This window comes from Streptomyces monomycini, assembly GCF_022271435.1.
In the GTDB taxonomy this organism is placed as follows: domain Bacteria; phylum Actinomycetota; class Actinomycetes; order Streptomycetales; family Streptomycetaceae; genus Streptomyces; species Streptomyces monomycini.
Map to the genome: position 1 here is coordinate 330907 of NZ_JAFIQY010000001.1, position 14775 is coordinate 345681.

General features: G+C 72.7%; 12 protein-coding genes. 11 read left to right on the plus strand and 1 reads right to left on the minus strand.

Annotated features, from left to right (window positions below; all coding sequences use genetic code 11):
• Positions 1-204 precede the first annotated feature (204 nt).
• From JXZ78_RS01375 to JXZ78_RS01385, 3 genes are all read left to right on the plus strand, one after another.
• Positions 205-861, plus strand: coding sequence for a helix-turn-helix transcriptional regulator (locus tag JXZ78_RS01375; RefSeq protein ID WP_050502340.1), 657 nt, complete (start codon positions 205-207; stop codon positions 859-861).
• 191 nt (positions 862-1052) lie between these two features.
• Positions 1053-1730, plus strand: coding sequence for a Pvc16 family protein (locus JXZ78_RS01380; protein ID WP_030019513.1), 678 nt, complete (start codon positions 1053-1055; stop codon positions 1728-1730).
• Positions 1731-1744: 14 nt separating this feature from the next.
• Entirely contained in the window at positions 1745-3781 is a 2037-nt protein-coding gene (locus tag JXZ78_RS01385; protein WP_030019512.1) for an ATP-binding protein, read from the plus strand.
• A gap of 33 nt (positions 3782-3814) precedes the next feature.
• On the opposite strand, the gene JXZ78_RS01390 is transcribed toward JXZ78_RS01385, so the two are convergent.
• Positions 3815-5203 (minus strand): hydrolase, encoded by a 1389-nt coding sequence (locus tag JXZ78_RS01390; RefSeq protein WP_030019511.1) that lies wholly within the window; start codon positions 5201-5203, stop codon positions 3815-3817.
• A gap of 309 nt (positions 5204-5512) precedes the next feature.
• On the opposite strand from JXZ78_RS01390, the gene JXZ78_RS01395 reads away from it, so the two are divergent.
• The 8 genes from JXZ78_RS01395 (at position 5513) to JXZ78_RS01430 (ending at position 14724) form a co-directional block, all read left to right on the plus strand.
• Positions 5513-7114, plus strand: coding sequence for a phage tail sheath subtilisin-like domain-containing protein (locus JXZ78_RS01395; RefSeq protein ID WP_030019510.1), 1602 nt, complete (start codon positions 5513-5515; stop codon positions 7112-7114).
• Between the two features lie 65 nt (positions 7115-7179).
• A complete protein-coding gene (locus JXZ78_RS01400) occupies positions 7180-7623 on the plus strand; it encodes a phage tail protein (protein WP_030019509.1) in 444 nt (147 codons plus the stop codon).
• Entirely contained in the window at positions 7623-8132 is a 510-nt protein-coding gene (locus JXZ78_RS01405; RefSeq protein ID WP_030019508.1) for a hypothetical protein, read from the plus strand. The genes JXZ78_RS01400 and JXZ78_RS01405 overlap by 1 nt, the downstream gene beginning before the upstream one ends.
• Positions 8129-8287: a DUF6760 family protein gene (locus tag JXZ78_RS01410; RefSeq protein WP_167745411.1), complete on the plus strand. Its 159-nt coding sequence runs from the start codon at positions 8129-8131 to the stop codon at positions 8285-8287. Before JXZ78_RS01405 ends, JXZ78_RS01410 begins: the two co-directional genes overlap by 4 nt.
• A 2961-nt stretch (positions 8288-11248) precedes the next feature.
• Positions 11249-11548, plus strand: coding sequence for a hypothetical protein (locus JXZ78_RS01415; RefSeq protein WP_033038709.1), 300 nt, complete (start codon positions 11249-11251; stop codon positions 11546-11548).
• 65 nt (positions 11549-11613) lie between these two features.
• Positions 11614-12036, plus strand: a complete 423-nt coding sequence (locus JXZ78_RS01420; RefSeq protein WP_030022142.1) for a phage tail protein — start codon at positions 11614-11616, stop codon at positions 12034-12036.
• Positions 12037-12073: 37 nt separating this feature from the next.
• A complete protein-coding gene (locus JXZ78_RS01425; RefSeq protein WP_030022143.1) occupies positions 12074-12796 on the plus strand; it encodes a CIS tube protein in 723 nt (240 codons plus the stop codon).
• Positions 12796-14724, plus strand: coding sequence for a VgrG-related protein (locus tag JXZ78_RS01430; protein ID WP_030022144.1), 1929 nt, complete (start codon positions 12796-12798; stop codon positions 14722-14724). Before JXZ78_RS01425 ends, JXZ78_RS01430 begins: the two co-directional genes overlap by 1 nt.
• The last annotated feature ends 51 nt before the right edge of the window (positions 14725-14775 follow it).

The following is a 14775-nucleotide window of genomic DNA, read 5'->3' on the forward strand; positions in this document are numbered from 1 at the left end:
CCGGAAGCCTGGCCCGGATGGCGGCACCCCGCGCCTCGGTCCCCGGGGCGCCCCCGCCCCGTCCGGCGCGGGATTACGTAAGGCCCCGGCTACGTAGTTCTCGCCGACGCGGTGATTCCCCTTCCGGCGGCATGGTCGGTACAGCAGTCACGTACCGGCTCCGGACGGATGGGGACGCGCCGGTGAACAGGACAGGGGAATCACGTGCTCAGCTCGCCTCCGGCCGCCACGGCTTCCGTACCCACCGCGCGGCGGGTGCGGGTGGCGGTCACCGCACCCGACCCGATCAGCCGTGAGGGGGTCCTCAGCCAGCTGCGCCGCCACCCGGAGGTCGATCTCGGGGAGGACGCCGGTTCCGCCACCGTGGCCGTGCTCGTCGAGGACGTACTCGACGAGGCGGCGCTCGCCCGGCTGCGGCGGCTCGTACGCAGCGAGGGAGCGCGGGTGGTGCTCGTCGTGGGGACCATCCGCGAGAACGAGCTGCTGGACGTCATCGAGTGCGGCGCGGGCGCCATCGTGTGGCGCCGCGAGGCCACCGCGCACCGGCTGGTGCAGGCGGTGCTGACCGCGGCCGAGGGCGGCGGCGACCTGCCCGCCGACCTGCTGGGCCGGCTCATCAGCCAGGTGGGCCGCCTGCACCGGGGCGGCGCCGACCAGCCGGGGTCCTTCCTGGGCCTCACCTCGCGCGAGGTGGACGTCGTGCGGCTGGTCGCCGAGGGGTTCGACACCTCGGAGGTCGCCACCAAGCTGTCGTACTCCGAACGCACCGTCAAGAACGTCATGCACGGGCTCACCACCCGCCTGCACCTGCGCAACCGCTCGCACGCGGTGGCGTACGCCCTCCGCGAGGGCTACATCTGACCGGACGGACGGCGGGCGCGGTCCTTGGGGCACGAGCACTGCCCCGCCGTCGTCCCCGGCGTGCCTGCGCCCCGGACGGCACAGGGGCCACGATCGGCAGCAGGGCCGCGCACAGCCGACGCGACCGGCGGCAGGGCCGCGCAGCGCCGATGCCGGGGACGGCGGGGCGGCCGGCAGGTGGGAGCACGTAAGTGATTCATGAGGTGGACGAGGTCCTCAAGGGGCTCATCGGCGGCGGGGCTCTGGCCGGGGCCGGTATCGACGTGTCCTTCGAGGTGCCCACCCGTGACTGGGCGGCGCGGCGCAACGCGCCGGTGGTCAACGCCTATTTGTACGACGTACGGGAGGACATGGCCCGGCGGCAGCGCGGACGCACGGCGCTGCGCGACGAGCGCGACATCGTCGTACGCCGCCGTCGCGCGCCGCGCTGGTTCCAGCTCTCCTACCTGGTGACGGCCTGGACGAAGACACCGCAGGACGAACACCGGCTGCTGTCCGCGGTGCTGGCCACCCTGCTGCCGCACGAACTGCTCGCCGCCGAGGAGCTTCCGGAATCACTCGGGCGCCTCGGCCTGGCGGTACCGGTGACGGTGAGCGGCAGCCAGTCGGAGGCCCGTTCCCTGGCCGACATCTGGTCGGCGCTGGGCGGGGAGCTCAAGCCCTCCCTGGATGTCGCGGTGACCGTGCCGTTCCCGGCGTTCCCCGACTACGACGCGGGGCCCCCGGTCACGGAGGGAGCGGTGGTCCGGGTACGCGGTGCGGACGGCGGCCCGCCCCGGTCGGAGGAGCGCGGCCACCGGCCCCGTCAGATCGCGGAGGCCCGCGCCGCACACGAGCAGGCGGCGGCCCGCCGCAAGGAGCAGACGTGAGCAGTACCTCGCCCCTGGACGACGTTCTCTCCACGGCTTCCGGGGTTCTTGGGGCGGCCGGTCCGGCGCGTGCGCTCCTCGGCCGGCTGGCGGAGCTGCGGAACGCGGTGACCGCGCTGGTCGAACACCGCTCCGCCGGCGATCCCACCGCGGACGACCCGTTGCGCGGCCTCTACCTGTCCGAGGACGCCGTGGGCCGTCTGCTGCGCACCTGGCCGCGTGCGGTGCCGGAGAGCGTCTGGGAAGCGGACGCAGCACCGGACGCATCGGCGGAGTGGCCGCCGGACGCCGACGACCGTCTGGCCCGTACGGCCGCCCGGCTGCGGCTGACCGAGCTGGACACCGCCGTGCTCCTCATCGCCCTCGCCCCCGACCTCGACCGCACCTTCGAGCCGCTGTACGGCTACCTCAACGACGACGTGAGCCGCCGCCGCGCCACCGTGGGCCTCGCCCTCGACCTGTGCGGGCTGCCCGCGCACCTGCCGGAGGCGCGCGCCCGGTTCCACCTTTCGGCGCCGTTGCGCGCCCTCGGACTGCTGACCGTCGAGGAGCCCGAACGACCGCTTCTGACCCGTTCGTTGTCCGTACCCGACCGGTTCACCGCCCATCTGCTGGGTGACGACATCCCGGATGCCGCACTCCTCGGGCTGCTGCATCCGATGCCGGAGCCGCTGCCCGGTGCGGAACACGACGCGGCCTTCGTACGGCGGCTGGCCGCGCGCCTCGGCGACGGGCCGTTCACCGTCTACCTGCGGGAGCACCGTGCGGGCGATGCCTTGGCGGCCCTCGCGTCCGCGCTGCACGAGGCGGGCGTGGACGCGCTGCGTTTCCAAGGACCACCGCACCACGTCCCGGAGCTGTTGCGGGAGGCGCGGCTGACCGGCCGGGCGGCCGTGGTGGACGGTCTGCCCGAGCACCCGGGGCCGATGGTCGCCGAGCTGTCCGCGGCCACCGACGTGACCGTGCTGCTGACCGACTCCCGTCCGTACGATCCCCAGTGGTCCGCGCACGACCCGCTGGTGCTCCAGGCTCCCCGGCGGCCGGCCGGGGGCACGGCCTCCTGGCGTACCGCGCTGGGGCCGGCGGCCGACGGCTTCGACCTGGCCGCCACCGTGGCGCCGTACCATCTCGGCGGCGAACACATCGTCCGCGCCGCCCGGGCAGCGACGGCGCTCGCCGCCTTCGACGGCACCGCGCTCACCGCCGCCCACGTCCAGCTCGCCGCGCGGCAGCAGTCGGCCTCCGGCCTCGAACGGCACGCTCGCCGCATCCGGCCCGCGGTGGACTGGCACGACCTGGTCCTGCCCGACGGGCCCCTCGCCCAGCTGCGCGAACTCGCCCTGCGCGCCCGGCACCGCGACCGGGTGCTCGGCGACTGGCGGCTCAGTGCCGGCGGCGGCCGCGGCCGCGGCGTCCTCGGCCTCTTCGCGGGCGAGTCCGGCACCGGCAAGACGCTGTCCGCCGAGGTGATCGCCGCCGACCTGGGGGTCGATCTGTACGTGGTCCAGCTGTCCTCGATCGTGGACAAGTACGTCGGCGAGACCGAGAAGAACCTCGAACGGATCTTCACGGAGGCCGACCGTACGGACGCCGTGCTCCTCTTCGACGAGGCCGACGCCGTGTTCGGCAAGCGCTCGGAGGTCAAGGACGCGCACGACAGGTACGCCAACCTGGAGAGCGCCTACCTGCTGCAACGCCTGGAGTCCTTCGACGGCACCGCCCTGCTGACCACCAATCTGCGGGCCAACATCGACGACGCGTTCACCCGCCGCCTCGATCAGGTGGTCGACTTCCCGTTCCCGGACGCCGGACAGCGTCTCGCGCTGTGGCGGCACGGCCTGTCGCACGTGCCCCGCGCCGAGGACGTCGACGTCGAGTCCTTGGCCGAGGACTTCGAACTGGCCGGCGGCTCGATCCGCAGCGCGGTGGTCACCGCCGCCTACCTCGCGGCGGGCCGGGACGAGCCGGTCGCGGCGGGCGACCTGCGGGAGGGCGCCCGCCGCGAGTACCGCAAGGCGGGCCGGCTGGTCCCGGACGAGACGAGCTGGTGACACGGCGGGGCTGCTCGCCCGGCCGGCGCGTGGTCACACGGTGAAGCGGACCGCCTCCAACTGGAGGTTCAGCTCCATGGGGCTGCCGCCGTACCTCCACTTGCCCGGCTCGGTGCACAGCTTGCCCGTCCAGTCCTGGTCCTTCACACGGGCCTCGTGGCACACCGAGCCGTCGAAGACCTGGAGGGTGAAGCCTTCCAGGGGAGGGTCGGCGCTCTCGGTGCTGCCGAGGACCATGTCCGTCGCGTCGTCCTCCTTCTGCCACGCGTCCCCCTTGCGCCAGCCCTCGCCCACGTAGGCGGACGCGCCGGTGACGCCTTTGGCGCCGGACACCGCGATGTTGAGGGCTTTGACCGGCTTGCCCTGGCCCACCGTCCCGGCCTCGGCCCCGTCGCACACCGGCTCCTGCCAGCCGTCGTCCTGGACGAAGGCGCGGTAGCAGATGTGCCGGCCGGCGCCGCGGGCGACGAGCTCGCGTACCGCGGTGGCCGCGGTGCGCTCCTCGGGCTTCTTCTCGGGCTCGCCGCCCCCGCCGTCCTTCGGCTTCTCCTCTCCGCCGCCGGGCTTCTCCGGCTCCTGGCTGGGCTTGTTCTCCGCCTTGGGCGGTGGACTGCTGATCGGTGCGGACGGGCTGGGCGGCGCGATCTGGCCGGCCTTCTCCAGCTTCTCCCGCGCCACGCTCCGCACCTGCGGCCGGTACGCCAGCCAGATCGTCACGAACGCGATCGTCAGTGCGAGCAGCAGACCGAAGGTGGTGGCCAGCCATCCCGGCAGGACGCCGCGCTGCACGAAGGTGCCGGCCACCTCGTCCGGCTCGGTACCGGAACGCCGTACGGCCAGCGCGTACGGCTGCTCCTGCTTGGAGCCGAACCAGGTGATCTGCCGGGGCCGCAGCGTCACCTTCACGAAGGCGGCCCGGCCCGGCTCGATCTGCACGTTGCCCGGCTGGATCTCGTACGACAGCCGTTCGCCGGCGTCCTTGCCGCTGAGCGAGGCGGTGACCTTGGTGTTGCCGAGATTGTCCACCGCCAGCCGCGGCCGCCCCCGGAACCGCCCCTGCACCGTCGGCGGCACCAGCTCGGCGCGCACCTCGGTGAAGGGGGTGATGGTGAGGTTGCCCTCGGGGACGGTGACGGCGTCCGGATGTTCCGTCGGCGTGACCCGTACCGCGTACGGATTCGGGCCGGCCGTCGCGTCCGGCGTGCGCGGCGGCGCGAACGTCAGGTCCACCGTGCCGGTCGTCCCCGGGTAGAGCCGCAGCGCCTGCGGCTCCACGGTGGTCCAGGGGGCGAGATCACCGACCGGCTCGAAGTGGTACTCGTCGACGATGTCTCCGGTGTTGCGCACCCGCAGCCGCACCGTGGTGCTGCTGCCGGGGCTGACGGTCGCGGAAGCGGGTTCCAAAGAAGTCCAAGGGCTCACGCCACGACGCTAGGAGAGGCGGCGGACACCGTCACGAGCCCTCCGGGCAGACCCGGCTGCCCGGACGGGCGGTGCCGGGTGCCCTCGGCCGGCGGTCCGGCGCCCCGCTCTCCGGCGGTGCCGGCGCCGCGCGCCCGGCGGCTCCGGTGTCCCGGGCGGCGGGCCGCCACCGGCCGGCCGGGGAGGCACGCCCCCACGCCCTTGAGGGCAGCGGCACTGCCCAGGGCCCGGCACCTGAGGACGTTTCGGCGGCGGGGGCCGTACCGGAGGGTGGAGACGTCCCGTCTCGTATTCCGAGGAGAGCAGAGCATGCCGTCCTACCTGTCGCCCGGCGTCTACGTCGAGGAGGTGGCCAGCGGTTCGCGTCCCATCGAGGGCGTGGGCACCTCCGTGGCGGCCTTCGTCGGGCTCGCACCGGCCGGGCCCCTGAACGAGCCGACGCTGGTGACCAACTGGACCCAGTACGTGGCCTCCTTCGGTGACTTCACCGACGGGTACTACCTCGCCCACTCCGTCTACGGCTTCTTCAACAACGGCGGTTCCGCCGCGTACGTGGTGCGGATCGGCGGTGCCGCCGAAGGCGCTTCCGGCGAGGGCGCGTCCTCCGCCGCGGTGACCGGCTCGGCCCCCACGGCGCAGCTGCCCGCCGCCGAGCCACGCCAGCTCGGCACCTTCTCCGTGGCGGCCCTCGCCCAGGGCACGGCCGGCCCGCTGACCGTGGAGGTCGCCGATCCAGAAGGGGAAGGCCCCGCCGAACGGTTCAAGCTCGTCGTCAGGGACGGTGACAAGCCGGTCGAGACGTTCGACGTGAGCGCCAAGAAGGGCAACCGGTCCTACGTCGTCACCCAGGTCAAGGAGCGCTCCAAGCTCATCACCGTGACGGAGGCCGTGCCGGCGGCGCAGCTCGCCCGCCCGGACAACCAGACCGTCACCCTCGCCGCACCGCCGGCCCCGGCCCCGGCCACCGCGCCCGTGCCCGCGCAGCGGGACACCACCGCGAACCCCGGCCCGGCCCAGTACCTCGGCGACTCCGCCGACCGCACCGGCTTCGGCGGTCTGGAGGCCGTCGACCAGATCTCCATGGTGGCCGTGCCCGACCTCATGGCCGCCTACCAGCGGGGCGCCATCGACCTGGAGGCCGTCAAGGCCGTCCAGCTCGGGCTCATCGCCCACTGCGAGCTGATGGGCGACCGGGTGGCCGTCATCGACCCGCCGCCCGGCCTGAACGCCCAGCAGATACGGGTGTGGCGCCAGGAGACCGCGGGCTACGACTCCAAGTACGCGGCGCTTTACTACCCCTGGATCAAGTCCTTCGACCCGGCGACCGGCCAGGCCCGCATGGTCCCGCCCAGCGGCCACGTCGCCGGCATCTGGGCCCGCAACGACTCCGAGCGCGGTGTGCACAAGGCTCCCGCCAACGAGGTCGTACGCGGTGCCGTCGACCTGGAACTCCAGATCACCCGCGGTGAACAGGACCTGCTCAACCCCGTCGGCGTCAACTGCATCCGGGCCTTCCCCGGCCGCGGCGTGCGCGTGTGGGGAGCCCGCACCCTCTCGTCCGACCCCGAGTGGCGCTACCTGAACATCCGCCGGTACTTCAACTACCTGGAGGAGTCGATCCTCATCGGCACCCAGTGGGTGGTGTTCGAGCCGAACGACCACGCGCTGTGGGCCCGTATCCGGCGCAACATCTCGGCGTTCCTGGTCACCGAGTGGCGCAGCGGCGCACTCTTCGGCCAGCGGCCCCAGGAGGCGTACTACGTCAAGTGCGACGAGGAGACCAACCCGCCGGAGTCGGTCGACCTGGGCCGGGTCGTGTGCGAGATCGGTGTCGCGCCCGTCAAGCCCGCCGAGTTCGTGATCTTCCGGCTGTCGCAGTTCTCCAGCGGCAGCGGTGAGCTGGAGGAGTAAGCCGCCCGCCTCCGTACCAGCCACTCACAGCCCACCGCCACCGAGCCCGGAAGGACGGCGAACCCATGGCACTCATGCAGGGTGACTCCCTCACCTCACACAATTTCGGCCTGCAGATCGACGGGGTGATGGTCGAGTACCTCTCGGAGGTCAGCGGCCTCACCATCGAACAGGACGTCATCGTCAGCCCGCAGAACACCGCGCAGGGCAAGGTCGACATCAACATTCTGCCCGGCGTGCAGAAGAACGGGCAGTGCACCGTCGTACGCGGCATGACCCAGTCGTCCTCGTTCACGCAGTGGATCAACGACTCGATCAACGGGCGGATGAGCACGGCCCGCAAGAACGCCTCCATCATCATGATGGATTACGAGGACAACCCGGTGAAGCGCTACAACCTGCGCAACGCCTGGTGCAGCAAGATCGACGCGAGCACGCTGAAGGCCGGCGAGGCCGCCGTGCTCTCCGAGACCGTGACCATCGTCTTCGAAGAGCTGGTCATCGAATGATGCGGCGCACGGCTGCCGGTGCGCCGGGCGCGGGCACGGCCGCGCCGGCGCCACCGGTCCCCCGGGCCGCGGCGGCGGGAACGGAAGCCCCCGCTCCGCCCCCCGCCGCCACGGCTCCGGCCGACGCGGCGCCGCGCAGCCTGCGCACCGAGTTCCCCTTCCAACTGCCGCGCGGCTACGTCGACGAGGCGGGCACCGTGCACCGGGACGGCGTGATGCGCCTGTCCACGGCACGGGACGAACTGGTCCCGCTGCGCGACGTCCGGGTCCAGGAGAACCCCGCGTACCTGTCGGTGGTCCTGCTCGGCCGGGTCGTCACCCGGCTGGGCACGCTGCCGATGGTGCACGACGGGATCGTGGAGAACATGTTCGCCTCCGACCTCGCGTTCCTCCAGGACTTCTACCGCCAGATCAACGCCGAGGGCCACACCCGCGCCGCGGTGGACTGCCCGCACTGCTCCGAACCGTTCGAGGTGGAACTCGGCGGGAGCCGCCTGGGGGAATCGTGACGTACGCGACCGACCGGCTGCACGAGGAGATCGCGTACGTCGCCTTCCACTTCCACTGGGACCTGGAGACGATCCTGGACCTCGAACACCACGACCGCCGCGGCTTCACGGACCGGATCGCGTCCTTCGTGACGCGCGCCGGTGCGGAGGACTGAACCATGGGATTCCTGGAGCGGCTACGGAGCCGGGGCGGTCGTGAGCACGGTGGGGACGGCGGGGGTACGGAGGCGCGGCACGCTCCCGAGGACACGGGCCGTCGGGCTGGCGACGGTACGCCGTCCGTGACCGCCTGGCGGACGCTGCCGGCCATCCAGCGGTCCGTGACCGACGGCCGGGCCGAGGTCGCGGACGCCGGGTTCGGCAAGCGGCTGCCGACCTGGCAGAACCCGTCGTTCACGGATGCGGCGAGCACGCGCATCGGCGTTCTCGACACCGCTCCCTCCGGGCTGCTTCCGGGGGCGGTCACCGTCACGGCCCGGCCGGTGACAGGGCTGGAACGGCCGTCGAGGACGCTGCCGTGGGCGCCGGGGTCGCCGTCGCCGGCGGAGCCTGCTGGGCGGCGGGGGCCTGTGGTTCCGTTGCGGACTTTGGGGACGGTGGGGGTGGGGAGTGGCGTTAGGTCTGGAGCAAGCGCTGGGACCAGGGGTGGGGCTGGGGTTGGAGTGGGGTCGGCTTCCGGAGGCCGGGAGGTTCGGGCTGGAAAGGTCGTCAAGCCTGTCGGGTCTGTGGAGGCTGCTGGCTCTGTTGGTGTTGCTGGGACTGAGAAGCCTGCCGGGCCGGTCGTTTCGGGCCCGCGGACTCCGGCGGTTCGGCCTTCCGGCGGCGTTCGCCGGTCCCTGCCTGCTGCCACGGCCGCCACTGGTGCCCGGGCGAATCCGGGTACGGGGGCTGCCGCCACCCCGGTTGCCCGGGCGGCAGCGGTGACGCGGGGGCGGCCGGCAGTTGCCCCGGCCGCCCGGCCGGCGCTCCCTGCCGAATCACCGGCACTCATGGACGCACCCGCCGTGTCCTCTACTCCGTCCGCCGTGTCTTCGGCTCCGGTTGCTTCTTCCGCGCCTCAGGAGACACCAACGGCACCAGTGCCTGTCCCGCTCAAGGCTCGCGGTGTCCGTGTGACGCCCGCTCCGCCCGCTCCGTCCCGGCTGCCCCTGACCAAGGCGCCGACCGGGCCAGGCGTCGTGCGACGGCGGATTCTGCCGGTGGCTCGGCAGGACTTGAGGGCTTCGGCGAGTACTGCGGTGGCTGCGCCGACGCCGGAGGCGAAGACGAGCGTCGCGGAGGCCGCGCGCGAGCCGGTCGGCACCCGTAGGGAGTCCGGGACGGCCGCACCGGCCGGAGACGGCGGAGGAGGAACCGGAGCGGCCGCCCCGCGCGAAACCCCCAGCCGCCCCGCGCCGTCACCGAAGAGCAGCACAGCCGGCGCCCCGGCCTCGGCCGGTGAAATCACGGCAACTCGCCGGCGTACAGCGCCTGGGCGGGTCGAAACCGGCGCCGCGGTACAGCGGGCAGCGGCCCCCCGCGACCGTGCCCCGGTAGCGCCTCCCACCGGTACGGTGCTGTCGCCATCGCCCTCCCCATCACCGCTGCCGTCGCCGCTGCCATCGCCATCGCCATCCCCATCCCCATCGCCGTCGCCGTCGCCGTCGCCCAGCGATGACGGCCCACCGGCCGGTCCGCCAACAGGACCGATACAGGACCCACCTATCGCTCCGGCACCCGCCCCGCGCGGCACCGACACCGACACCTCGGCGGCCCCCGCCCGCGCACTCCCGGAGGTACAAGGCGCCGCTCCCCGGCCTGTCACGCCCTCGGAACAGACATCGCCCGCTCGCCCGGTTGCGGTCGGCGGCGCGGCCAAGGACACCACCTCGGCCTCGGCCCCCGTACCGGCCCCGGGCTCGGCTTCGGCTTCGGCTTCGGCTTCGGCTTCGGCTTCGGCTTCGAGTCAGCTGAACGCAATGCCCCCTGTGCAGCGATCACTTCAAGGGACGCGGCCGCTCCCGGTCGCCGACGACCACGCCGTACCCACCGCGCCTTCGGCGACCAGCTCTGACGCACCGCGTCCGGCCCCAGACCTTCCCCCTGCTCCTCCTGCTCCTCCTGCTCCTCCGTCCTCGGCGCCTTCCCCCGCCGTGGGCTCAGCTCCGTCCGCCACGTCCCGTACCGTGCCGGACCCGCTCCCTGACCGGGCCCCCGGCCCACCCGTGCCCCACCGGCCGGTTCAGCGCAGCGTCACCCGTAAGGTCGCCGCAACCGGCCTCGGCGCCCCGGTCTCGGCGACGCCGATGCCCGCGCCGCCGACCGCCGTTCCCCCCACCACGGCCGGCGCGTCGCGTACGCCCGAAATCTCTGTGCAGCCCGCCGTTACGCCCCGCCACCAGACGAACCCCACTCCTGCAACCCTCACCCCACCGCTGGCCCCCACCTCACGCTCCCCCCAGGCAACGCCCGTGAGCCAGAGCGCTCCGCCAGTGACCGCGCGGCGCCGTTCACCACTGGGTGCCCCGGTCATCAACGCGCCAGCGGACGCCATCCCCTTGGCCACACCCTCACCCCCCACGGGCGCTCCCCCTCCCGCCCTCCCCCCGCCCCAAGCAGCAGCCGCACCCGCTCCTTCCCCGCTCCCCGCGCCCCCGGCCGGGAGGCTTCCGGCCGCCCCACGGTCTCCAGCGCGTTCCGCTCCTGCCTCCTCCCCCGTCAACGTCCAGCGCCGCGCCACGCCTCCGAAGAGCGCACCACTGCACCACCCCACCCCGCAGCGCCCCACACCACACCGCCCCACCACCGCTCCTCGCCCCCTCCCCGTGACCTCCCTCGCACCACCTCCGGCGCCTCCCCTGGCGCCACCCCCGACAGCACCCCGGACATCGCCTCCGGTGTCGCCTCCGGCCTCGCCCCCAGTAGCACCCCGACCCCCACTGCCCCGCGCCTCCAGGACCAACAACACCCCGCCCACCCAGCCCCTGCCTCCACTCCCCCTGGCCGTCCAGCGTGCCCCCAAATCGGCCACCGGCACGTCCGCCGCCGGGGCCACACCGCCCCGGCCCCGGACACACCACCGCCCCACAACTGTGGGGCGCGCCGAGCCCCCACCCTCGTACACCCCGTCCCCGTACGTGCCCCCCTCGGCCACCTCCGCCGCCGATGCCCTCCCCCCGTACGACCCACTTCCACAGCGCCAGCTTCCAGGACAGCCCCTTCCGAGGCAGCACCCTCCAAGGCAGCGACCAGCAGAAAGCACACCCCGACCCGACGCCGCGGACCCCTCCGCCACCGCATTCGACCCACGCGCCCTGACCGACTTCCAGCTCGACGAACTGGTGCACCGGATCATCGGCCGCGTCACCCGGCTGATCCGCACCGAACTGCGGATGGACCGCGAGCGGATCGGCAGACTCCGCGACCCCCGCCAGTGACCGGCGGGCGACCTGCCTCCCGCCCCGTCCCGTACCTCTGACCGCTCTGACAGAAAGGCCCCTCGATGTCCCGCCAGGACCCAGGCTCGTCCCTCTGGTTCACCCTCACCATCGACGGCGAGAGCCTCGGTTACTTCAACGGGTGCGACGGGCTGTCGTCGCAGGTGGAGACGGAGCAGCGGCAGGAGGGCGGCAACAACGGCTTCGTCTGGCGGCTGCCGACCCGGGTCACCTTCTCCACCATCCGGCTGACCCGTCCGCTCACCCCGGACACCACCAAGGTCGCCAAGTGGATCTCCTCCGTCCAGACCGGCATCGAGCGGCCCACCGCCCAGATCACGGCGCTCCGCGCGGACGGTTCGGAGGTCGCGCGGTGGGGCCTGATCGACGTGCTGCCCGTCAGCTGGCAGGGCCCGGCCCTGGACCCGGCCAGTCCAGCCGTCGCCACCGAGGTCCTGGAGATCGCCCACCACGGGTTCACCGACTGAAGACCGCCGACCGACCGAGGAACGAAGAGACCACCCCATGCCCAAGAGCAGCAACGGCGCCGGCAAGAGCCTGGTCCGGGCCACCCTCGCCATCCACGAGCCGCCGCTCGGCACCGGCACCAGCCCGGGCGCGCTGATCAAGACGTTCGGCTTCGACTTCAACCCGGCGCAGCTGTCCCTCAGCCGTGCCGCCCAGTGGAAGGTGACGCCGGCCATCGCCGTACGCAAGGGCGCGCGGCCGGAGTTCATGGGGTCGCAGCCGCGGGCGATGTCCCTGGAGGTCTTCCTCGACTCCTCCGACCGGCCGACCAGCAACACGGTGCTGAACAAGGTGGCGGCGCTGCTGAGCTGCTGCGTGGTGACCGCCAAGAGCTCGGCGGCCAAGAAACCCTCCCCGCCCTGGGTGGTGTTCCAGTGGGGGTCCTTCTCCACGGCCCGGTTCACCGCGTACGTCAGCTCCGTCGAAGCCTCGTACACGCTGTTCGGGACCACCGGCGTCCCCATCCGCGCCACCTGCCGGATGCAGCTGCACGAGATTCCGCGCAAGACCCGGCGGCAGAACCCGACGTCGGGCGCGCTCACCGCGCAGCGAGTGCACCGGGTCGTCGCCGGTGACTCGCTCCAGTCCCTCGCCTGGCGGGAGTACGGGGACGCGGCCTCGTGGCGGGCGATCGCCGAGGCCAACGGCATCGACGACCCGTCCCGGCTGCCCACGGGCACCGAACTCGTCCTGCCCGCCGCCGAGGAGGTGCGGCACTGATGCTCGCTCCCGCCACGTCCGCCGTCCTCCAGGTCTCCATCGGCGGCGAACTGCCCGACGACGCCGTGGAGGCCCTGGTCGACGGCTGGGTCGACCAGGGCGCCGGGGTCCCCGCCGCCTTCGAACTGACCTTCCGCGACCCTTACCGGGTCATGATCAGCCGGCTGGGGGCGACGTTCGGCACCCCGGTCACCATCGCGACCGTGACCGACGGCCAAGGTGCCGGTGACACGCTGCTCACCGGCGAGATCACCGGTTTCGAAGCCGATTACGACGGTACCGGCACCTTCACCATCATCCGGGGTTACGACTTCGGGCACCGGCTCATGCGCCAGCGCCGGGTGGCGGCGTACCGGAACCAGTCCGCCTCCGACATCGCCAGGAAACTGGCCGCGCAGGACGGCGTGCCGATCGGCACGATCCAGTCGACGAAGACGGTGTACGAGTTCATCAGCCAGTCCAACGTCAGCGACTGGGACTTCCTGGCGCGGCTGGCCGACGAGAACGAGTCCGTCATGTCGATCGACGCGAAGGGCAGGTTCTGCTTCGTCAAGCCGAAGCCCGCCTCGGGCGCGCCCGCGGCGAGCATGGACGGCGAGGATCCGCTCGAACTGAAGGCCGGCATCGACATCCTGCGGCTGCGGGCCGCCGTGACCGCCGCCGACCAGGTCGGCAAGGTGGAGGCGCGCGGCTGGGACGTCACCCAGAAGAAGGCGCTCAGCTCCGTCTCGCCCGCCAAAGACAATCCCGGCTTCGCCATCGGCGAGACGCCCGGCAAGGCGGCGGGCAGGTTCAAGGCGGGCAAGCTGGTCGAGACGTCGACCCCGTACGACAAGTCGGCCGAGGTGCGGTTCGCCTCCGATGCCCTCGCCGACGACGTGACCGGGGCCTTCGCCGAGGTGGAGATCGTGGTGCTGGGCAACACCCGGCTGCGGCCCGGGGTGCCGGTGACGCTCTCGGACACCGGCGCACCCTTCGAGGGGAAGTACACGGCGACGTCCGTACGGCATGTCTTCGGCGACGGGAAGCACTACGAGTCGTGGGTGACCGTCAGCGGCCGGCAGTGGCGTTCGCTGTTCGGGCTGGCCTCCGGCGGGGGCGGCACGGGTACCGGACCCAGGCTGCCGGGTGTGGCCAACGCCCTGGTCACCGACGTGAACGACCCGCTCAAGCAGGGCCGGGTGAAGTTGCGGTTCCCCTGGCTGGACGACACCTACGTCAGCGACTGGACGCGGACGGTGCAGCTGGGCGGTCTCGGGGGCGGCGGGGTGTTCCCGATGGACGTCAACGACGAGGTGCTGGTCGGGTTCGACCGCGGCGCCCTGGACCACCCGTTCGTGATCGGCGGCCTCTACAACGGCAAGGACAAGCCGACCGTCGTCGGTGACGTGCCGCTGCACGACACCGTACGCAAGAAGGCGAGCCGGCACACCGTCTCCGACCGGGACGGCAACCGTATGGACCTGCTCAGCCAGAAGACCGGCGGCCGCAGGCAGGGCGTCCGGCTGACGTCCGGCGACAAGCGGCTGACCGTCAGCCTGGACCGGACGAAGACCGAGATCGTCGTGGACAGCAAGGGGTCGGTCACCATCAAGGGCAGCAGATCGGTGTCGGTGGAAGCCGGGACCGACCTCACGCTGAGCGCCCGTGGCCGGCTGAGCCTGCAGAGCGGTGGCCTGCTCAGCATCAGGAGCGGCGGCGCGCTCACCGTCGACTCCACCGGCTTGATCAACCTCAGGTCCGCGGGACAGATCGGGCTCACCACGGGAGGGGCCCTGAACATGACCGCGGGCGGCATCGCGACCCTGACCGCGGGCGGCTCCCTCCAGCTCACCTCGGTCGCCAACATGATCAACGGCGCCAAGACCACCATCTCGTCCCCGCTCTTCTTCGCCGCTGTCACACCACCTCTGCCGATGGCGGGGTGAGCGGCGTCCTCCGGACCGGTGCGCGTAGTGGTGTCTGTCTCTCTGTCCGTG